General features: G+C 39.5%; 15 protein-coding genes. 6 read left to right on the top strand and 9 right to left on the bottom strand.

Going from position 1 to position 21,235, the window contains the following annotated elements; translation table 11 throughout:
- Positions 1-62 precede the first annotated feature (62 nt).
- On the bottom strand, positions 63-845 hold the full coding sequence (locus ACUN2T_RS02935; protein ID WP_445496165.1) for a tyrosine-protein phosphatase: 783 nt from the start codon (positions 843-845) through the stop codon (positions 63-65).
- Positions 846-938: 93 nt separating this feature from the next.
- Positions 939-1,694 carry a uridine phosphorylase gene (gene udp / locus ACUN2T_RS02930; protein WP_445496164.1) on the bottom strand — a complete coding sequence of 252 codons (756 nt, stop codon included), beginning with the start codon at positions 1,692-1,694 and terminating at the stop codon, positions 939-941.
- 783 nt (positions 1,695-2,477) lie between these two features.
- Between udp and pcp the strand changes: the two genes are divergently transcribed.
- Positions 2,478-3,134: a pyroglutamyl-peptidase I gene (gene pcp / locus ACUN2T_RS02925; RefSeq protein ID WP_445496163.1), complete on the top strand. Its 657-nt coding sequence runs from the start codon at positions 2,478-2,480 to the stop codon at positions 3,132-3,134.
- Between the two features lie 243 nt (positions 3,135-3,377).
- Here the strand turns inward: pcp and ACUN2T_RS02920 are convergent, their stop codons facing one another.
- Together ACUN2T_RS02920 and metE are read right to left on the bottom strand one after the other, a co-directional pair.
- Positions 3,378-4,217 (bottom strand): intradiol ring-cleavage dioxygenase, encoded by an 840-nt coding sequence (locus ACUN2T_RS02920; RefSeq protein ID WP_445496162.1) that lies wholly within the window; start codon positions 4,215-4,217, stop codon positions 3,378-3,380.
- Between the two features lie 240 nt (positions 4,218-4,457).
- Positions 4,458-6,734: a 5-methyltetrahydropteroyltriglutamate--homocysteine S-methyltransferase gene (gene metE, locus ACUN2T_RS02915; RefSeq protein WP_445496161.1), complete on the bottom strand. Its 2,277-nt coding sequence runs from the start codon at positions 6,732-6,734 to the stop codon at positions 4,458-4,460.
- A gap of 109 nt (positions 6,735-6,843) precedes the next feature.
- On the opposite strand from metE, the gene metR reads away from it, so the two are divergent.
- Entirely contained in the window at positions 6,844-7,800 is a 957-nt protein-coding gene (gene metR, locus ACUN2T_RS02910) for an HTH-type transcriptional regulator MetR (protein ID WP_445496160.1), read from the top strand.
- A 38-nt stretch (positions 7,801-7,838) separates the two neighbouring features.
- Here the strand turns inward: metR and ACUN2T_RS02905 are convergent, their stop codons facing one another.
- The 5 genes from ACUN2T_RS02905 to ACUN2T_RS02885 all read right to left on the bottom strand — a co-directional run bounded on the left by ACUN2T_RS02905 (position 7,839) and on the right by ACUN2T_RS02885 (position 13,769).
- Entirely contained in the window at positions 7,839-7,961 is a 123-nt protein-coding gene (locus tag ACUN2T_RS02905; RefSeq protein ID WP_445496159.1) for a hypothetical protein, read from the bottom strand.
- 32 nt (positions 7,962-7,993) lie between these two features.
- On the bottom strand, positions 7,994-9,643 hold the full coding sequence (locus tag ACUN2T_RS02900) for a Na+/H+ antiporter (protein ID WP_445496158.1): 1,650 nt from the start codon (positions 9,641-9,643) through the stop codon (positions 7,994-7,996).
- 271 nt (positions 9,644-9,914) lie between these two features.
- Positions 9,915-11,261 (bottom strand): NCS2 family permease, encoded by a 1,347-nt coding sequence (locus ACUN2T_RS02895; protein ID WP_445497790.1) that lies wholly within the window; start codon positions 11,259-11,261, stop codon positions 9,915-9,917.
- 485 nt (positions 11,262-11,746) lie between these two features.
- Positions 11,747-12,904: an MFS transporter gene (locus ACUN2T_RS02890; protein WP_445496157.1), complete on the bottom strand. Its 1,158-nt coding sequence runs from the start codon at positions 12,902-12,904 to the stop codon at positions 11,747-11,749.
- A gap of 112 nt (positions 12,905-13,016) precedes the next feature.
- Entirely contained in the window at positions 13,017-13,769 is a 753-nt protein-coding gene (locus tag ACUN2T_RS02885) for a sulfite exporter TauE/SafE family protein (protein ID WP_445496156.1), read from the bottom strand.
- Between the two features lie 261 nt (positions 13,770-14,030).
- Between ACUN2T_RS02885 and eptB the strand changes: the two genes are divergently transcribed.
- The 4 genes from eptB to ACUN2T_RS02865 all read left to right on the top strand — a co-directional run bounded on the left by eptB (position 14,031) and on the right by ACUN2T_RS02865 (position 21,176).
- The gene (gene eptB, locus ACUN2T_RS02880) at positions 14,031-15,695 is read left to right on the top strand and encodes a kdo(2)-lipid A phosphoethanolamine 7''-transferase (RefSeq protein WP_445496154.1); all 1,665 of its coding nucleotides are present in this window, start codon (positions 14,031-14,033) and stop codon (positions 15,693-15,695) included.
- A 241-nt stretch (positions 15,696-15,936) separates the two neighbouring features.
- Complete coding sequence (locus ACUN2T_RS02875; RefSeq protein ID WP_445496153.1) at positions 15,937-18,462, top strand: AAA family ATPase; 2,526 nt, start codon at positions 15,937-15,939, stop codon at positions 18,460-18,462.
- Entirely contained in the window at positions 18,459-20,279 is a 1,821-nt protein-coding gene (locus tag ACUN2T_RS02870; protein WP_445496152.1) for a hypothetical protein, read from the top strand. Before ACUN2T_RS02875 ends, ACUN2T_RS02870 begins: the two co-directional genes overlap by 4 nt.
- A 564-nt stretch (positions 20,280-20,843) precedes the next feature.
- Complete coding sequence (locus tag ACUN2T_RS02865; protein ID WP_445496151.1) at positions 20,844-21,176, top strand: hypothetical protein; 333 nt, start codon at positions 20,844-20,846, stop codon at positions 21,174-21,176.
- Positions 21,177-21,235 lie beyond the last annotated feature (59 nt).

The raw sequence follows: 21,235 nt of genomic DNA, 5'->3' as shown, positions 1-21,235 counted from the left end.
GTATTGATTAATACCACATTCAATTTAACCACTGTTGTATTAACCAGAATTAAACCAACTTCTTATTCAAGGAAATAACCTTGTAATTTCTGACGGGCAGAAAAATCAAGGCCAAGATCTTTCTCCAGCCATACATCTACACTGCCATAATTCTGGTTAATACTGTTTAGTGCCGCCATTAAAAATTCTTCTCTGACGGAATAAACATAAGCGAATTTCTCAACCATATCATCACTCATGGTTTTCGCGTGTTCATTTAACAAATACTCACGGTAAGGTGCCAGTGTGGCGTTCGTCACCAAATAATCTTCCATTACCGTATCTAAATCGGCTCCAAGTGCAAACAACACCAGTGCAGAACCCACACCGGTTCTGTCTTTACCTACCGCACAATGTTGTACTATCCCGCCCTTTTCTGGCTGTTGCAGCAACTTAACTAATATCTTATAGGCCTCATTATTCAAAGGCAGTAATTTATAAAGACGGAACATAAATGACTGCGGATCAAATTGTTCCAACATCTCTGATGTCAATTTTTCCAGATTCGCATTCACTTCCTTAGATAATGGATTGGCAGGAGCATGATGATAATTAGCCCCATGCCATATCTGATCAGGCTTATCGTCTATTTCACCTATGTCACGATAATCTATGATTTGAAAGAGGTTTTTATTTGTCAGAAAAGATTGGTCTTTTTCCGTTAAACGATCCAAAGCACCGGAGCGAAAAAGTAAACCTGATTTAACTTTCCCACCATTGGCTACCGTTTTACCGCCTAAATCACGAAAATTAATCCCGCCATGAAGGGGAAGTACTGATGGGTGCAATAAAGATGTTGTAATCATGATGACTCTTAATTAGTTGTAAATTTTAAAACATTAACAGATTTCTGTTTAAAAGAAGAGTGAGCCGGAATACTCCGGCCCAAAAAGTATTATTTACAACAAACGGCGAGCAGCTTCGACTACAATCCCCAATGCGTTACTTTCTGTTTTCTTAAGTAACTCAACATCAGGAATTTCCTGCTGAGTACGGTTAACAATAACACCGGCAACCATGCCTGCACGCAGCCCCTGGCTTGCACACATAGTCAACAAAGTTGCAGATTCCATTTCATAGTTCATGACACCCATCGCCTGCCATTCCGCCATTGAGCCTTTAAAACGGCTCACAACACGGCCGGAATAGGTATCGTAGCGTTCCTGACCAGGATAAAAAGTATCGGAAGAGGCCGTTACACCCACATGTGTCGTTGTACCGGAATCTTTTGCGGCTTCATACAGTGCAGTAGTACAGTCAAAATCGGCAACCGCCGGGAATTCCATTGGCGCAAAATGCAAGCTAGCGCCATCCAAACGAACAGCGGCCGTGGTTACCAGCACATCACCAACATTAATATTTTCCTGGATTGCGCCTGTTGTCCCAATACGCAAGAAAGTACGAACCCCCAATTGCGCTAATTCTTCAACAGCAATGGAAGTTGACGGGCCACCAATACCCGTGGAACAGACAATAACCGCTTTACCATCAATTTCTGCACGCCACGACGTGAACTCACGCAAAGAAGCAAGATGAACTGGGTTATCCATCAATCTTGCAATTTTTTCCACACGTTTCGGATCGCCTGGAACAATAGCTAAAGTTGCGCCTTGCAGGTCGCTTTTGGTCAGACCTAGGTGAAATACATCAGACATATCAGACTCCTCAAAGGGAAGAATTTATAACGAAATTAGTTGAAATCTACTGTATTGAGCATTTAGACATCTTTTAGTGATAAATATCACTTCAAAGTAAGATAAAAAAGAAAAACGTACATTATTTTGAGATGCAAGTCACAAAACAATCATAAAATGAGTCAAAATAAGCGGACTATTATAAAGAAAAAAATTAACACATGCCTAAATAGTAATCACAAACTCAAAAATAAAGAACTGGGCGTTTCCTTTCTACCATAAGCTAAACTGAATACGCTCATATTATAGAGCAAACAGCCAATTATTTAATTATATTTATGATTTGAACAATATTGGGAACAGAATATATCCAAATGGCTAACTTGATTTATTAATTGTCAAGACGAAAAAAATGACTATCTCATCGAAATTTTCTATCCAGAGAATTGATAGCAGTAAATATCGTTCTAGTCATAAAGAAATATACACCCCAATAACCGTTAATTTCCAAAAATAAAAATAGCCACTATTATTAAAATTTATGTCATAATACTTAAAAGCAACAGCACAATGATCCGAATGATTTTTACAGTAACTTTCTCCTATGAAAAACATATTTAAAAATCAACTGCATTTCACCCTATAATTAACGAGGAAATATTATTTATTATTTTTCACCATATTCTCTTTATATTTTCAACAAAAATAAAACAATTACCAAATATAGATATCACCGTCACCCTTTAATAGGATACATATTGTTTAAACATATCAGAACCTTTCCATCATACAGGAGCACTACCTATGGCAAGACAGAAAATAGTTTTAATTACAGGTTTTGAGCCTTTCGGCAATGAAACGATTAATCCATCATGGGAAGCAGTCAAGCAGTTACAAGGGCGCGAATTGTGTGGAGCGCGTATAGAAGCACGCCAACTTCCATGCGTGTTCGACGTCTCCCTGACTTGCTTATATTCTGCTATCCATGATGCCCAACCTGATCTGGTGATTGCCGTAGGACAGGCGGGCGGTAGAGCTGATATCACCGTGGAACGCGTGGCGATTAATATCAACGATGCACGCATTCCTGATAATCAAGGTAACCAGCCTATCAATACGCCGATCGTAGCAACTGGTCCCGCTGCCTATTTTGCTACGTTACCAATCAATGCAATGGTCAAAGGTTTACATGAAGCAGGACTCCCAGCTTCAATTTCACAGACCGCAGGTACTTTCGTCTGTAATCATGTCATGTATGGCTTGCTGCATCATCTGACGTACACCAATCCTGAAATACGCGGGGGTTTTATCCATATCCCTTATCTGCCTGAGCAGGCAGTGCGGTACTCTGGCACACCGAGTATGGCACTGGAAACAGTAATAACAGCATTGGAAATCGCCATTGATGAAGCATTAAAAAACAGTGAGGATATCGTCATCAGTGGAGGTGCAACTCATTAATTTGATATTCTGCTCGCACAGTTAAAAATTCTCCACAAAAGTGACAGGCACAGAGAAATATGATCTACTGGATAATGTTGCAAAGATAATCCGCTCTGTGCCTGCACAATGTCCGTATGTAACTATATCCTTCATCTTTCAAGTTGCTGCTTTGTTGGCTGCTTTCACTTACTCCAGTTACATAGGTTACTTTATAATTTCGACTGTTATTATATTGAAGTTTAATTTATTCAACAAAATCGATCATACTGTATGTGAATATAAATCATCTTTAGTTATGAGATTAGAGATGTTTTCCAAGTTTACTGACAAAATTATTTCACCCAGTATCCCACGATTAATATCAGATTCGTCTATTTTTGTTACTTTTATTTCTGAAAGATGGCCATTCATATTTTTGAAATATTTATCCTCATGATTTTTTGTTCTGATTACCCTCCGCTTTGAATACAAATCATATTTATAGACCTCTGTATTGACTTCTTCCGGAAAATACATTTGACCAACAAAGGCAAAATGTTCTTCTTCATTTATATCTTTGCTGATTTGTCTAATTGCAATATGAATATGAGTTGCTCTGCCAACATAAAATCCTGGGTAAATAGTGGTAAAATTGACCACCCCATTTTTATCCGATTGTTGAGCCCCTCTTAGAAAAACTTTATCATCAGTTCTGTTGATACCGGATATTTCACCAACTTCAGGTGGTATATCCGGACTTATATAACTCCAACCAGAATATTTCCCCCGACTATTACAGTGCCAAATATCAACAAATAATTTATCAACAGGCTTACACGTTTTCTCATCCATAATAGTTACTTTTAATAAAAAAGGTATTCCTGCTTCTGAATCAGTAATATCCCTCCTGACAATTTTACTATTCCGAAAATATGGCCCTGATATCTGCTCTGGGGCAAGGGTACACACACCTATTCCATTTCCATTCTGTGACAATAACTTGCCTTCCGCACGTGCAAGGCCAATTGGAGCAAGTGCAGCCGTTGCCGTGATAGCAGCACTACCTTTTAAAAAATCTCTTCGAGAGCTACTTTTCTTACCTTGCAAATTATTTACATCCATATAATCCTCTCTTTAATTATTTAGTTTCTATTACAATGCTTCCAGATCCCATTTTGTTACGTCGCGGGTATTTTGTTAATAAAACGTATTTTTTCCAATATCAATATGGAATATATATATAAGTCATAAAAAGTTTGATTACAGAATAGGCTCCATTAAGCGACAAATATCCCCAAGAAAAATATTATTTATGAAAAAGCCCACCACCAATAAAGGTGATGGGCAAATTACTGGATTGAGTTATTTTACTGATTCGCGGAGACGTTTCGCCGCCTGTACCATATTTGCCAGTGACTGACGGGTTTCAGTCCAACCACGGGTTTTCAGGCCGCAATCCGGGTTAACCCACAAGCGTTCAACCGGAATACGATCAGCCGCTTTGCGTAACAATGCTTCAATCCATTCAACACTAGGTACGTTAGGTGAATGAATATCATAAACACCGGGTCCAATCTCATTCGGATAAGAGAAGTTTTCGAATGAATCCAGCAACTCCATATCTGAACGGGAAGTTTCAATGGTAATCACGTCCGCATCCAGTGCCGCAATGGAAGGCATGATGTCATTGAACTCGCAATAACACATATGAGTGTGAATCTGTGTGTCATCTTCGGCAATTGCAGCGCTCAATTTAAAGGCATCTACAGCCCAATCGAGATATGCCTGCCACTCTTCACGGCGCAGTGGTAAACCTTCACGCAATGCCGGCTCATCAATCTGGATGATACCAATGCCGGCTTTCTGCAAATCGTCCACTTCATCACGCAGTGCCAATGCAATCTGTTTAGCAATAGTCTCACGGCTGACATCTTCCCTTGGGAATGACCAGCAGAGGATAGTCACCGGCCCGGTCAACATCCCTTTGACAGGTTTATCCGTCAGCGATTGAGCATATTTAGCCCATTCTACAGTGATAGCTTCAGGGCGACTGACATCACCAATAATCACCGGGGGCTTAACACAACGGGAGCCATAGCTCTGAACCCAACCATTCTGCGTAAAAACAAAGCCGTCAAAGTGTTCACCGAAGTATTCCACCATGTCATTACGTTCAGCTTCACCATGAACCAATACATCCAATCCTAAACGTTCCTGTTCGTTGATTGCCTGCTTAATATGTTCACAAATATTGGTGCGATAGCTGGCACCATCTACCCGGCCTTTTTTGAAATCCAGACGCAAGCCACGGATTTCCGTTGTTTGCGGGAATGATCCAATCGTTGTTGTTGGCCACAATGGCAGGTTATAACGCTGACGCTGTACCTCCGCACGCTGTGGATAGGGTTGATTACGTTCACTATCCTGTGGCTCAATAGCGGCAAGGCGATGTGTAACAGTCTGATTATTCACCCGCTTAGATTCACGGCGGCCACGGATTGGTGCACTGTAGGCATCCAATTCTGCTTGTTTACTGCCTTCTGGCTGATTCAACGCCGCTGCCAGCAGAACCAATTCCTCACATTTCTGCAATGCGAACGCAAACCAGCTTTTCACCTCTGCATCAAGAGCTGTTTCGTCACTCAGATCGATAGGGCTGTGCAACAGAGAACAAGATGAACCAATCCATAGTGTACGACTATCTACCAGTGGTTTAATCAACTGATATTTAGCGGTTAAATCAGCTCGCCATACGTTACGGCCATTAATTACACCCAGGGAAAGCAGCCACTCTTTTGGCAGTGACTCATGCAACTGCGCAACATCATCTTTGCCGGCAACCAGATCCACATGCAACCCCTGTACAGGCAGCGATTTAATGATTTCCAGGTTGTGACCAATGCTATCAAAGTAGGTGGTCAGCAACAATTTAATTTGCCCTTGAAGTGCCTGATAAGCAACCGGATAAGCTGCCAGCCACTCTTCCGGCAATTCCAGTACCAGAGCAGGTTCATCAATCTGAACCCATTCAATACCACGTTTAGCCAACTCAGCTAACACTTGCTGATAAACAGGAAGAATGTCTTTCAGTAAAGAGAGTCGATCAAACACCTGACCTTTCACTTTACCCAACCACAGGTAAGTCACCGGTCCCAGTAAAACGGGTTTCACTTTATGACCCAGAGCTAGGGCCTCATCCACTTCTTCCAGTAACTGAGTCCAACTCAGTTTAAATTCCTGGCCTTGCTGAAATTCCGGCACAATATAATGGTAGTTAGTATTAAACCATTTAGTCATTTCTGCGGCAGCAGCAGGCTCACCAGTCGGTGCACGACCACGGGCAATACGGAATAGTGTATCCAGATCAATAATGCCATCTGCATTCTGATGACGCGGTGGTACATTACCCAGCAATAAGCTGGTGGTCAGAACATGATCATACCAAGCGAAATCACCAACCGGCACTAAATCAACACCAGCCTGCTTCTGTTGTTCCCAGTGACGGGCACGTAACTCACGGCCAGTTTCCAATAATTCTTGCTGAGAAATTTTCCCTGCCCAATAATTTTCCTGAGCTTTTTTTAATTCTCTTTTCAAACCAATACGTGGAAAGCCAAGTGTGTGATTAATAATCGTCATATTCATTATCCCGTCATTTTTAGCCGTCTAGATGTTTACACATCCATAATCAACAGGTAAGGTATAAACCACAAGCGCAATTTATTCATTATCATCCTGAAGGTTTCTCATGATCGAAATAAAACACTTAAAAACATTACAATCATTGAGTCATTGTGGTTCATTAGCAGCAGCGGCTAATCACCTGCATCAGACACAATCCGCTTTGTCTCATCAATTCAGTGATCTTGAACACCGTCTTGGTTTCCGATTGTTTATCCGTAAAAGTCAACCACTTCGTTTCACACCACAGGGTGAAGTTTTATTACGGTTGGCAGAACAAGTGCTCCCGCTGGTCCAAAACGCACTGCGCGAATGCAAGGAACCGGGCCAGACCAATCTGCGTATCGCTATTGAATGCCATAGTTGTATTCAATGGCTGACCCCCGCACTCAAACATTTCCGCGAAACCTGGCCGCAAGTCAATGTGGATTTCAAATCCGGCGTCACTTTTGATCCACAACCGGCACTACTGCAACGAGAATTAGATGTCGTTCTGACATCAGATATTCTTCCTGATAGTGATCTGCACTACACACCACTATTTGATTATGAGGTCAAATTGATTATCGCCCCAGATCACCCTCTGGCAAATAAGCTGCACATTCAGCCAAAGGATTTAATTGACGAGACGTTGATGATCTATCCCGTTCAGCGCCAACGATTTGATATCTGGCGACGTTTCTTGCAACCCGCCGGCGTCATCCCCACACTGAAAAATGTGGATAACACGCTATTACTGATTCAAATGGTCGCTGCCCGTATGGGGATCGCTGCTCTGCCACACTGGGTTGTTGAAACATTTGAACGACAAGGGCTAGTCGTAACGAAAACACTGGGAGAAGGTTTATGGAGCAGGCTGTATGCTGCCGTCCGGGAAGGCGAACAATACCAGCCTGAGATTGACGCATTTATCCATTCCGCACGCCAGCACGCAATGGATAACCTGCCATTCGTGAAGGGCATTTCAAGATCAAGTGTTGGTGAACCAAGAACAACTCATCAACCAAACTTTCTCCAATGGTAAATTTATCAGCTACCCCACCGGAACCAAGATACTCTCCATCATTGCCAAGGTTCCGGTAGGAAAACCAACACCGTCAGCCAGACACCAGCAAACCAAGCAAATGAGCTATCAACCTGACAGGTGAGATATCCACCAATCAGGTTGAATGGCACAATCGACAAGATTGTCGTGACAGCCCGTGAATCACAGAGAATCAGTGATCTTTCTCTACCAGTAAAGCCTCCAGTAAATCCAAATCATGCAACAAAGTCTGAAGTGTCTCATTGTTGATTTTTCTGGTTGCACGCAGATGATATAACTCACCGCGTTCTGCTCTTAACGCAGTCAGACGGAAACGACGCTCCAAATCTTCCACCAACAAGTTATGTTCTATCTCATCCTGCCCCACAGTACGGCGACGCAAATGACCAATTACCCTGGAAGCAACTTCGGTAATAACCTCAGCATCCAATTGCTCTTCTGGACTGACAGAAAGGCGTTCTTCCATCTTATTCATACTGACGATAGCCACTTCTGCCATTGCTGCCCGCGCCATTCGCACTTCACTGATATTTGCCTGTTTATCGGAAGCTTTAATTCCCCGTAACAGGAATGGCAAAGAGATAACCCCAATTAACAGAGAAAACAGGATGACACCTGCTGCAATAAAGATAAGCTGATAACGAGCCGGGAATGGCGTACCATCAGTCAGGAACAAAGGAACAGACAGAACACCAGCGAGTGTGATTGCACCACGAACACCAGCAAAAGACGCCAACCATAACTCACGGGCGGTATAATTAGCAAAATCCAGTGGATTTTTTTTCATAAAGGTTTTGCTGATATTCTTCATCAACCACAACCAACAAAAACGCAGCAGTAAAAGCGCAACATAAATCACAGCTACCGCAGCAAATAGCATCCAGGTTTCAACCGTTGGATCAAGTTCTGCCTGCACAACGGACGTTTCCCAGATCCCCGGTAATTGCAGGCCCAACATGATAAATACCAGACCGTTAAACACGAATTCCAGCATTGACCAGACACTATCGGCCCGTAAACGCATCGCCAACGGCGCGTTACGGATAACGCCAGATTTACTGATAGTCATACCCGCAGCGACGGCAGCAAGGATACCGGAAACACCAATATGTTCGGCAATCAAATAAGAAGCAAAGGGCAGCAGCAGCATGAAAACAATTTGAGTCGCCGGATCACCACCACTCCAGCTGTTCATCAAACGCAAGGATTTACTGTACAACCAGGTCACCGCAATACCAGATAACAAACCGCCGATAGCAACTTTGAAGAATTCGATAGTCGCACCGGTAACAGTAAATACCATCGTTCCCATCGCTATCGCGACAGCGAACTTTAAGGCCACCAGACCGGAAGCATCATTCATTAACGCTTCCCCTTCCATCACACTCATCATGCGCTTAGGCATGCGCCCTTTTCCGACAATGGATGATAAAGCCACCGCATCCGTTGGCGATAGCACAGCGGCAAGGGCAAAGGCAGCAATTAATGGAATGCCTGGCATCAGCCAGTAAATCAGATAACCAATACCGATAACAGTAACCAGCACCAATACCAGCATCAGTATGAAAATTTCCCTTCCGTACTGGAAAAATTCTCTAGTTGGCGTTTTCCAACCATCAACGAATAACAAAGGAGGGATTAACAAGACAAGAAACAGCTCAGGATCGAAAGTCACATGTAAGCCAAAATGCGGCAAGGCCAGCAATGCACCCATTGCAATTTGCATTAACGGCAGAGGTATGCGGAACGGAATCACCTTAGCCAAAACACCAGAGACTGAAACCACCAAAATCAAGATCAGAATAGTAAAGAATATTTCCATGTTGCCCTTACAATTTACCTGAGAACCGTTGATATACAGATTGAGACTTTTTTCTTCCCGTCAAAACAAAAACAGTGAGAATAGATCTTAATGCTAAAATAACTGAATCAATCGAAAAAGGTAGATACATGCTGAGTCGTATCCGAAAGAATTGCAGGAATATTGTAAACTAATCAGATAAATAGCGGTGAAATAATTGAGAATTTAAAAGTAATCGCAAGAAATGGCAAAGTGCGCAGGCATGGATACACCTTACGCACTTTTTAATCAATCAAATAGCCCAATCACCAGCATAAAATACTACCAAAGCGATCGTAATCACTACTGTACCGACATTCAACTTACGCCATTCACCGGAACAAACACGGCCAATAACCAAAGAACCGAAACCCAGCATAATACCAGTGACAATATTGCAAGTCAGAACAATAAAGACCGCACAGAGCATACCGGACATTGCTCCAACAAAATCATCGAAATCCAGCTTTCTGACATTACTCAGCATCAGCAAACCAACATACATCAGCGCCGGCGCGGTCGCATACACGGGTACAAGATATGAAAGTGGAGAAAGGAACAAAATTAACAGGAACAGGATGCCGACAACTGTTGCAGTTAAACCTGTTTTACCCCCTGCGGCAGTACCCGCCGCTGATTCGATATATACCGCAGCCGGAGAAGCACCGATGACGCCTGCAAAAATACTGCTGACAGAATCGGCAGTTAGCGCTTTACCGCCATTAATAATCTGCCCGCCCTTATCCAACAGATTCCCTTGCCCCGCCACTGCGCGGATTGTGCCGGTTGCATCAAATACGGCGGTCATGACCAATGCCAGCACACTGGGTAATACAATCGGCTGTAAAGCCCCCATAATATCCATACTAAAAACCAAAGACAGGCCGTCATCTCCCAGGTTGGGTACTTTAAAGAATCCTTGATATTTCACCGCCGGATCAAAAATCAGCCCGATAACAGAAATCACCACAATCACCAGCAGCACACCACCAGGCACTTTCAATTTTTCCAGGCCAAAAATAACCGCCAGACCAAGCAAAGTCATCATAACTGAAAAAGAGGTGAACGAACCCAGAGCAACAGGCAGACCTTCCAACGGGTTCTTAATGACCAAACCAACACCATTTGACGCAATCAGTAACAAAAATAGCCCAATACCAATCCCCGCACCATGCGCAATACCCATGGGTATATTGCGCAAAATCCAGGAGCGAATACCGGTAACAGAAATCACAGTAAACAAACAGCCCATCAGAAATACCGCACCAAGCGCAACCGGAATACTGATTTGCTGCCCCAAAACCAAACTAAAAGCGGTAAATGCAGTCAGTGAAATTGCACAACCAATTGCCATTGGCAAATTAGCCCAAAGCCCCATTAACAAAGAGCCAAAACCGGCAACCAAACAAGTCGCAATAAAGACAGCAGTATGAGGAAATCCGGCCTGCCCTAACATACCCGGAACAACGATGACTGAGTAAACCATCGCCAGGAAAGTCGTGAGCCCTGCCAGAATTTCACGGCGTACCGTTGTTCCTCGTTCGGTCAATTTAAAAAACTTATCCAGCTTGCATTTAGCTGGTGCCTGAGTGCCGGACATCATGTTGTTCCCCTGCATTATATTCATGTATTTCTCCGCTTCCTGCCAAACGAAAACGATTACCTTGCTTAATAACAATAATAAATATTGCACCAATCGGTTTAACAAACCATAAAAGCAATCGTTTGGCTTTCAGAATAAAAAACGGTGAGCGAATTTGAGGCGAAAGATTATCCAGTGATCATGGTGTAGGAATCAAGAGTTAACAGTATTATTTTGGCACAAAAAATCTGCCTGTTAATTGTCACGTTTTTCTCGTGAAAAACTTAATAAAAACATAATTGCTGATAAAGCCACCAACAGGAGGTAAACCATGAGCACCAAAACCAAACTGATAGATGATATAAAAAAATTCCAGATACCTCCCCATCTGATGCGTTACGGATATTAAGAAATAAACTCAATGAGTTAGATAACCGACAAATCAAAATGGCGATAAAACTTACGCTAAAACTATCCAGCTGAACACCTCAACCGCTCTCACTCTATGAATTAAACCGATCCATTGTCGAAACCAAAAATAGCGCTGCAATAATCACGAGTAGAACAGGCAGACCAGACGGCGCCACTGAACTCACCACACCTGCAAGCAATGGCCCTAACAAACTCCCGATTCCCCATAACATAGCCGCAGAAGCATTAGCGACTATCAAGTCATTTCCTGAAAAATACTGACCAATCTGTACCAATGCAATGGTGTAAATAGCCCCGGCAGTCGCACCCAACACAATCAGCAAAGGCCAGACAAAATAATGATGTGTCATAGTGAACGGCAGTAAAACACTTGCTCCGAGCGTTGCCGCACCACAAATTCGGTACAGACGCATACGATTCATATGATCTGCCAGCCAACCGAATGGGATTTGCATCAATGCATCACCAGCCAGAATAGCACTTATCATCAGCGCCGCTACCGCTTCGGTATACCCACAACTCATTCCGTAGATGGGTAACATAGAAAGAATAGTGCCATCGAAAAAAGAAAAAAACAGCACCCCACCACAGATCGCCGGTGCAACCTTCACAAACTGAACAATAGAGAAACTGGATCCTTTGCTATGTTTCGGCAACTTATCCCCCTGCTTCTGATCTATCATTAAAAAAAGCACCACAGAGATGAGATGGATCAGAGTACAAATCAATATCGGTGTCTTATCTGCTACACCATACAAAGCGATAATAGAAGGACCAAGCAACTGGCTGACAGTAAAAGTCGTCGTATAAACAGCCAGTATTCTGCCCCGTATATTCTCTTCAGCAAGTTCATTAATCCAGGTTTCCCCCAGGCAGATCATTAACCCGCTAGCAGCACCAGTGATTAGCCGCAAAGGAAAAAGTAACGTCATCGGTAACGAACTCAGCAGAGGAAGCAAACTGACAGCTGAAACCACGGTCGCAATCAGCATAGCGTGTTTCTTACCTATCAAGACCACAATTTTCTGGACTACCGGGGCACTCAACAAAACACCCAATGCCGGAGCCGCAGAAATTAAACCAATGTACAGCTCATCAATGCCCTGGCTATTCAGGCGCAACGCTACCATTGGGATAGTCAAACCAATCACAATACCAATGACAGCGATACTACTGGTAATAGCAAAAATAGCGAAGAAACGGCTATTCCTGTAATGACGGCTATTCATTTATTTATGCCCACCCCTCCAGCAAAAAACAGAGAAAATAAATGCGAAATGAATCGAAAATAACAAGTTAATGGTATTATACGAAATAAATAAATTTTTAATAGTTACTATTTTAAAGAGTAAATATATAACGACATATCAGCATCAACCCCGAAACCAGCACAATGATATTGATAAATTTCAGGAATGTTTCTCTGGAGATTTTCAGTGTCACCTGTCGGCCTAAATAAACGCCCAATAACATGGCTGGGATAAATGCCAGTATTAATAACAAGAATGAACTATCCAGATAAATACCCAGGACAATAAAAATAATCACTCTTGTCAGAGTACTGAAGCCAATTAAAGTCGTCTGAGTAATCCGGAAAGCTTCCTTATCGGGTATCCGCCCAGCCAAATAGATGGCATACAGAAAACCACCACTACCAAATAATGCGCTGAAAACACCGCCCGCCAAACCAAACGGAATCGCCGCTTTAACCGGGAATTGACGATAGGCTTTACCAGAAAATAATGAATAAAGTGAATAGAAAACAACAAACAATCCTAACACCAAGACCAAAACATCGGGTCGGGCCATCAATAAAATGGCGGCACCCATCAAACTACCAATAATCATTAACGGAACAATTAGCCTGAGCTCACTAAACTCGGCTCTTTTGCCATCTCTGGCAACATTAATCACTGCGGCGGTTAAATCTATCAACGCAAGTAGAGGAACAATTTTCACTACAGGGATATAAAACGCCAGAATCGGGCTAGCAATAAGTGCAGAACCAAACCCAGCCATGCCAAAAACCAGATAAGCAAAAAAAACTGCAAAAATACAAATAAACAGATCGGCCCATGTCAGTACATGTAACATTGATATTTCCCTGAAAATAGTTATCAATCCGAGTGATCATTGTCTCAATACTAATAGCTTTTACTGTCGTTTGTCAGAACAATCTGCAAAAAATAAGCACAGAAATTAAAGACACACTTTATGAACAAATGTACGGGTAATGGAATCGTGGAAAAAATGAAGGAGCCAGAATTGTAAATAACCACAAATATTCGTTAAGTAATGAATGATCTACCCGTTTGCCTCATTTCTCAAATTAAGTTTACTAAGGTTCCTAAGCTAATGAAAAAAATAAAATCTCTGCCACATCCTATACAAGCGCTATTACTGGCGATCTATATCGGTATTTTTCTCAATCTATCAGTTTTTTATCGTCATTTTGAAGAGACTCATGTTGGTATTCACACTTCTAAGTTGATTACCGGTAGTATTAAAGCTCTCGCCATTGTTCTATTCACCTTTTTTCTGTTACGTCTTCTTTCCTTAGGCGGACGCTGGTTCTACCGCATTACTGCCAGCTTATTAGTTCTATTCTCGGTTGCCGCCAGCTATTACATGACCTTCTTTAATGTCGTTATTGGTTACGGCATTATTGCTTCAGTTTTGACTACAGATATTGATTTATCCGTTGAAGTTGTGGGTTACAACTTTATCATCTGGCTAATTTTACTCAATATATTGCCATTACTACTTATCTGGTCGAGTCATTTACACAATACTCTGCTTGAACAACTGCGAATGCCCGGCCAGCGAATAAAATCACTGGCAGTCATGCTGATAGCTGCATTACTAGTATGGGTTCCGCTGGATTGGATGAACACTCAGCAAAAAGCTAACGACGTGCTCAATAATGTCGATATGCCAAGCTATGGCGGTGTGGTTGCACACTCTTACTTACCTTCTAACTGGCTGACTGCACTGGGGCTATATATCACTACTGCGACAGATGAATATCTGAATCAGAATGAACTGTTTGATCCGACACAAAAGTTCACTTACATCGCTCCACAAGGCATTAATGATACCTACATGATATTTATCATTGGTGAAACTGCGCGTTGGGATCATATGGGAATATTGGGATATGAACGCGATACAACCCCACTTCTGAGCAAAGAACCAAATCTGGTTGCATTCCGTGGTGAATCCTGCGACACCGCCACCAAACTTTCCCTGCGCTGTATGTTTGTACGCGAAGGCGGCACCAAAAATAACGACCAGCGCACACTGAAAGAGCAAAACATATTCTCAGTTATGCATAAATTGGGGTTCAGCTCAGAACTTTTCTCAATGCAAAGTGAAGTCTGGTTTTATAACAAGACCGAAGTGGACAATTTTTCTTTTCGCGAACTGATCGCCTCTGAGAACCGCAACGCTGGCAAGCCTGTTGACGATATGATGTTAATTAATGAATTAAAAGAATCACTGGAACATCATCCAAGCGGCAAACATCTGGTCATCTTGCATACTAAAGGCTCTCACTATCTCTATTCACAACGCTATCCGCGCAACTTTGCTAAATATCAGCCGGAATGCGTGAACGTCGATGATAACTGTAGCAAAGCACAGCTCATCAACGCATTTGATAACAGCATCTTATACACCGATTACTTTATCAAAAACGTCATCGACCAAGTACGGAATAAAAAAGCGCTGGTATTTTACACCTCAGACCACGGCGAATCGATCAGCGATGATACCCATCTACACGGCACACCACGGCATATAGCTCCACCGGAACAATTCCGTGTGCCATTGATAGTTTGGGCATCAGATAAATTCCTGGATGCCCAAAATAATACTCAGGCTTTTGAAAACCTCAGAACACAGGCCAAAACAGGTAATGCCTATCGCCATGTTGAACTATATGACACCATTCTCGGTTGCCTCGGCTATACCTCACCAGATGGCGGAATTATGACAAGTAATAATCTGTGCAGTGATTGAGGAATATTTCCAGTCCTAAAATACATCGGCACTCACTTATAAAATGAATACTTAGTTAATCCGTTTTATACTTCAATGGATAATATAGTCATTCATTTTATCGATTGTAGTTAGATATTTTCAATAATAGAAAAACTAAGAACTCTATAAACCAACTTTGGCTAAATTAAATCATAGGTGAATATATTTTACGATATGTTATGATTCATTTTCAGACACTACTTAAGCCACGAGAGACAAGATGCAAACAAACGAAAGAAAAGTACTATGCACTATAGAGAAAGGATATTCCTACGAAAAAGAAGATCAACTAGGGAAGCTCAGAGTATATTTTGAGATTTTGAGTAATGGTGAAATTGTACCGATTAATAAAGAAAGTTTATTTTGTGAAACTGAACAGGTTTTCGTTACTTCAGGGTATAGCGAATTACGTGAAAAGTACAGCTCCTCACTTTTTGCAGCAACCTGTGTTCCAACAAACTTTGAAAAAAAAGAGGGGAACTGCCAATATATCACCAAAGCAAACTTTTGCGAAGACATCAAAGGGCTTTTAGCCTGCCAAGTTTACGATCTTCCATTTCCTGATGTTAACGAAGCCGTTATTGTTTTAACAGAAAAACCCTTAACAAAAACAATCTTAATCCAAGATAACAGCTATATCTATGGGCCTTTCGATTATGCTGATGAAATAGACCCAGCAACAAATCAATATATTTTAAATCTAAAATCCATAAGTACTCCATTAAATAAAATCCAGCAATTTCATATTGGAAAAATAGGCATCCAGAAATGTATCGCATATTTATCACAAAGTAATTACTCACATATGACTTTCTTATGCAATATAAAAAGAATATTTGAAAACATAGATGACACCATTGATTATATAACTAACGATCAAATCATTTCAACCTATGGAAATAGAATTGCACAAAATTCTGAAATAAGAAGCTTCAACAAAGGAACAATAGCACAAATTCGTAAATGCTACACGTCCTCACAAGAATTCAGAACTTTCCCTGAAAGATTTAATAGGCTATTTCAAAGTTTAGAAATGGCAGAAAGTTGGGATAATACCAGGAAAGATTTGATGGATAGTTTTCTTTCAATTGATAGAGGAAGAAAAATTTTAAAAAAATATATCGACGAAAATAAAGAAGAATATTTTCGGGAAGAGAAACAATCTTTTTTAAAGAAATTACAAGAAGATAAATTAAATCAGCAGCAAGCATTTAATGAATTAGTCAATAAAAAAGAACAAGTAGAAGCTGATATCCGCAAAATGCTGCGAGCAAGAGAGCTGTTTCAATTCAATGGCGGGCAGATATCAACAATCACCATTACGGCAGAAGAAAAAAATAAGATTGAACAGAAACTATCTTCCCAGCGTAAAGAATTAGATACTTTAACCGCAGAAGTAAAAGTTTTAGAAGAAAAACATAGTCGTTTTAAAAAAATCGAAGACTTAAAAAATGAAATAGATGATCTGGAACGTGAACGCGACAGATATAGAGACAGAAAAAGGCAAATGGAAGAGCAGGTTGAAGATGTTGCGAAAAAACTGAGAGAAAGTAATGAAATATTAACCAGCAGATTAGTTCAGCTTAAACCCGATGTGGATGCTTTATGTGGTTTAAAACCAAAAGCAGTATTGAGCTCATTGGATTATAATGTCATAACAAGGGAAATTCCAGCAACTGAAAGTGATGAAGATACCCGTGAAAATCTAATCAATAGCGTCCTTGATGCTTTAAATAATCGAGGTCGTAAAACAGATTATTATACCGTTGCGAATATTCTGACAACGATAGCACAATGTCAGTTTACATTATTTAGCGGATTACCTGGAACGGGGAAAACATCGCTGGCAAAAATACTCGCAGCCAGTCTGGGGCTACAAAATCGCTTATTAAATATCCCTATTGCGCGAGGTTGGACTTCATCAAGAGATGTATTAGGTTTCTATAATGCTTTATCCCAATCCTTTATACCTTCCGCTACTGGGTTGTTTGATTTAATTAGACATCTTCATTACGAAATGAAAGAGAAAATTGAATCAGCCGCTCCCGCTATTATTTTACTTGATGAATTTAACCTTTCACAACCGGAACACTACTTCAGCCCGTTCCTTGAAATGGCCGATCCTGAGTCCAAGCGAATAATTTTAACTGGCAATCCAGAGGAACAACATTTCCAGGTACCCACCTATTTACGTTTTTTAGGCACTATCAATCAAGACGAATCTGTTCAATCCCTTACTCCCAGATTGTTAGACAGGGCTGCGATAATCAATTTTGATGATTTTGAACAAGACTATGATTTGAGTGTAGTAAAATCAAATACCCATAAAGATTTAAACATTTCCCCCATTACTGGAAATAAATTCATTGATATTTTCCTTCCAAGATCTTTAGAAATGACACCAGATATCGATAGAATTCTGCAATTAATAATCGAAACTTTACGCGATGATAACCCAGAATTCGGAACTCCCGTTATTGTTTCATATCGAAAAATAAAAGCTATTCGCTCATACCATAATGTAGCGGGCCCAATGATGTATATCGAAAGTAAATACAAAGCATTAGATTACGCTGTAGCTCAACATATATTACCTCTCTTAAACGGCTATGGACAGAATTTTGGCAATCGATTAAGTACTCTATTAGATAATTTACCTGACGAAATGGAACGCTCACATAAACTGCTGAAAAAAATTATTAACACCGGAAACCAAAATATGTTCTGTTATGGGGCCAATATATGATCCGCTGGGAAATGTTTATCAATTCAATTTCTAATGAAGACGTTGTTGATCTCAGAATAAACAACAAATATCAAATTACAGAATTAGATCATATTCTGTTTCGAGTTTCTTTATCGGAAGATGATGTTAAAAAAAATGGCACTCCTATCATAATCATAGAAGATACATCTCTGGAATTAATTTTTTCTCACTATGAAAATAGCGAAAAAATATATACATCAATAGAACCACTAAATTCACATCGTTCAAGATATTTTTATAATTTTTTTGGAGAAAGCCAAGTTTCTCTATATTTAGGCGATCAACATGGTCCTATATATAGTGTTACCTTTGATATTCTGGCAAGACGAGAAAACGCCGCCTTAGCAAACATTATGCTAGAATATTTAACCGAAAACTTAGAAGATATTGTTTCCATTTGTTTTTCAAAAAGCAGGAAAATTGCATCATTTGATGAAGATAACATTTTTAACTTCAATAAATTCGAAATAATAAAAGAAACAGTTAATTATTTGACTCAACATTTTCCATTATTTATTATAGAACATAGACACGTTTTAGAAACAAAACTAACTCTATCAAAACAAGGGCAGCCAACCGGTCCAGATTCAATTATGTGGGTATTATACAATCTTGACCAATTATCTCCTGCTAATAATGAAGACGCCAAAATTTTCTATAATAACAGAGGATATTCTTTCAATGAACTGCCTAAAGAAACACTAAAAGAGAATACAGATATTTACGAAAACAAAGTCATCCACGCTTTTCTAAAACAAGCTAATGTCTTCCTGATGATGCATAAAGAATCACTGAGTTACCCTAAAGATAAAAGCCAATCTTTAGAAAAAAATGAATTTATCCAATTTAACCATACAATGTCAAAATATGCAGATTTAACCTTAAGAAATAAAGTTAAAAAAATTGAAAATTTAATTGGCACTTTAGAAAAAACAAGATTATTGTTTAATAAAAAGATACCCTCAACAGCGCCAATAAATATTGTTCCTAAAGTCACACCTTATGTTGCCAAACATAATCATTACAGAAAAACCTTTTATCTTATTGAACAATATCACCATGCGCCAACACCTTCTTTCATTGGCAAAGAACTTTTTTCGGGATTAAAAAACCTCTCAATAATTTATGAAACTACCGTATTGATTTTATTACATGAGATTATTCAAGAAAGTTATAAAGTTCAACTTATTGAACAGAATTACAGACTGCATTCGGAAGAATTACCTTTCGGTGGAGTAAAAGAAGAAAGACCAATAAATGAAATTAATAATTACTTCTTATTTAAAAATGAAAACTATGACATTGAATTATTTTATGAAGCAAAAATTTTCCCTTTAAGCGCCCACAGTAAAAAAGGGGACATTGTTAATACGAGTAACAGCAATGACTCTAATAAATATGGAAAACACCATTTTCGCCCTGATTTTATCGTGAAAGTAAGCTCAAAAAGTTGGAAAAATCCACTAATTATAATACTTGATGCAAAATATAAAGATGCAAAAACAATAAAAGAATATGATATTAATGAATTAACAAGAAAGTATTTACTTAATATACATCAAGTTAATGAAAATATGGCTTTAGGAATGTCTCCGGTAAAGATGCTATTTATTCTATTTGCACACAATTCTGAAGAAACCGTTATCAGAACAGTTGCCCCACAGCATTGTATCAATGGTCAGTTTCCAGTTTTACCACAATCAATTGCTATTTCAGTTAAACCTAATGAAAAGAATATATTAATCGAGCACTTTATTGCACTTAAAGAAATTATGGATAATAAGAATAAATCCTAATTGCGTAAAATAATAGCTTTAATAAAATCATTATAATAGGATAACAGACATTAACAATATAAAAATTTTTATTTTAATTAAATCTTCCATATTCTTTCCGCTATGATATTATGTTTGAAAATAACGAATCATTAGGAAATCACCCAAGAAAAAGACATTTATTTCTGGATTAAGTTTTTAATTTTAATCACTCAACAAAAAAACATTGCAAATTGAAATCATTCTCAATAAAAACAATATATGATAATTATAAAAACAATATAAAAACAATAAAATCGTTATTATATAATAAAAAACAGATATCTCACCGAATTATATTTCAAAGAAAAAACAGTAACTATATTAAATATCTCAAAAAATAAAAATAAACAAACCATATATTCTTGATGCTTATCATGATAACTCTGTCACTCCAAAAACACACATAATATTTATTTGCCCTGGTTGTTTTAAGATGTTATTTATTTTCACCCACTAGGGTTTATTTTTATTTATAAAATCTTGGGCGATTTGTGTAGTTGCATATTTAAATATCATTAGTATTTTTCTTAAGAGGAAATTATTATGGAATATCAAAAAATTGGACAAATGAGCCTTAAAAACTCAGGCGGATTTGTTGCTAGAATCCAATTTAGTTATATTGATGACAATGGTGAAAAATTTTTAAGTCAGCAAGGTGATGATATTACTCTTGGCGTAACAAAGACTATTGATCCAGGCGATCTTGGGGTTCCTGATGGAGCGATGGTTTATATGCATGTGTTTGTAGTATGGGGGCGTGATAATGAAGCTCATCAAGTTTTTTCATACAAAAAAGGAAGTCAAGCGATTGCCAACTATATGATCAGTGGTACAACATTAAATAATGATCTTGGCTTAATCGATGTTATACAGTAATACATATAGGCCCTGCAAAAGCAGGGCCTTATAGGCTAAATATTTACTTTTCCTGCCTA

This window comes from Photorhabdus machadonis, from assembly GCF_052657765.1.
Note: the sequence above shows the minus strand (reverse complement) of the source record. Positions and strands in the feature narration are given on the sequence as shown.

What these genes read in the sequence shown, in the direction of transcription:
- ACUN2T_RS02935 (WP_445496165.1), bottom strand. Translation starts at nt 845, where the DNA reads ATGATTACAACATCTTTATTGCACCCATCAGTACTTCCCCTTCATGGC.
- udp (WP_445496164.1), bottom strand. Translation starts at nt 1,694, where the DNA reads ATGTCTGATGTATTTCACCTAGGTCTGACCAAAAGCGACCTGCAAGGC.
- pcp (WP_445496163.1), top strand. Translation starts at nt 2,478, where the DNA reads ATGGCAAGACAGAAAATAGTTTTAATTACAGGTTTTGAGCCTTTCGGC.
- ACUN2T_RS02920 (WP_445496162.1), bottom strand. Translation starts at nt 4,217, where the DNA reads ATGGATGTAAATAATTTGCAAGGTAAGAAAAGTAGCTCTCGAAGAGAT.
- metE (WP_445496161.1), bottom strand. Translation starts at nt 6,734, where the DNA reads ATGACGATTATTAATCACACACTTGGCTTTCCACGTATTGGTTTGAAA.
- metR (WP_445496160.1), top strand. Translation starts at nt 6,844, where the DNA reads ATGATCGAAATAAAACACTTAAAAACATTACAATCATTGAGTCATTGT.
- ACUN2T_RS02900 (WP_445496158.1), bottom strand. Translation starts at nt 9,643, where the DNA reads ATGGAAATATTCTTTACTATTCTGATCTTGATTTTGGTGGTTTCAGTC.
- ACUN2T_RS02895 (WP_445497790.1), bottom strand. Translation starts at nt 11,261, where the DNA reads ATGTCCGGCACTCAGGCACCAGCTAAATGCAAGCTGGATAAGTTTTTT.
- ACUN2T_RS02890 (WP_445496157.1), bottom strand. Translation starts at nt 12,904, where the DNA reads ATGAATAGCCGTCATTACAGGAATAGCCGTTTCTTCGCTATTTTTGCT.
- ACUN2T_RS02885 (WP_445496156.1), bottom strand. Translation starts at nt 13,769, where the DNA reads ATGTTACATGTACTGACATGGGCCGATCTGTTTATTTGTATTTTTGCA.
- eptB (WP_445496154.1), top strand. Translation starts at nt 14,031, where the DNA reads ATGAAAAAAATAAAATCTCTGCCACATCCTATACAAGCGCTATTACTG.
- ACUN2T_RS02875 (WP_445496153.1), top strand. Translation starts at nt 15,937, where the DNA reads ATGCAAACAAACGAAAGAAAAGTACTATGCACTATAGAGAAAGGATAT.
- ACUN2T_RS02870 (WP_445496152.1), top strand. Translation starts at nt 18,459, where the DNA reads ATGATCCGCTGGGAAATGTTTATCAATTCAATTTCTAATGAAGACGTT.
- ACUN2T_RS02865 (WP_445496151.1), top strand. Translation starts at nt 20,844, where the DNA reads ATGGAATATCAAAAAATTGGACAAATGAGCCTTAAAAACTCAGGCGGA.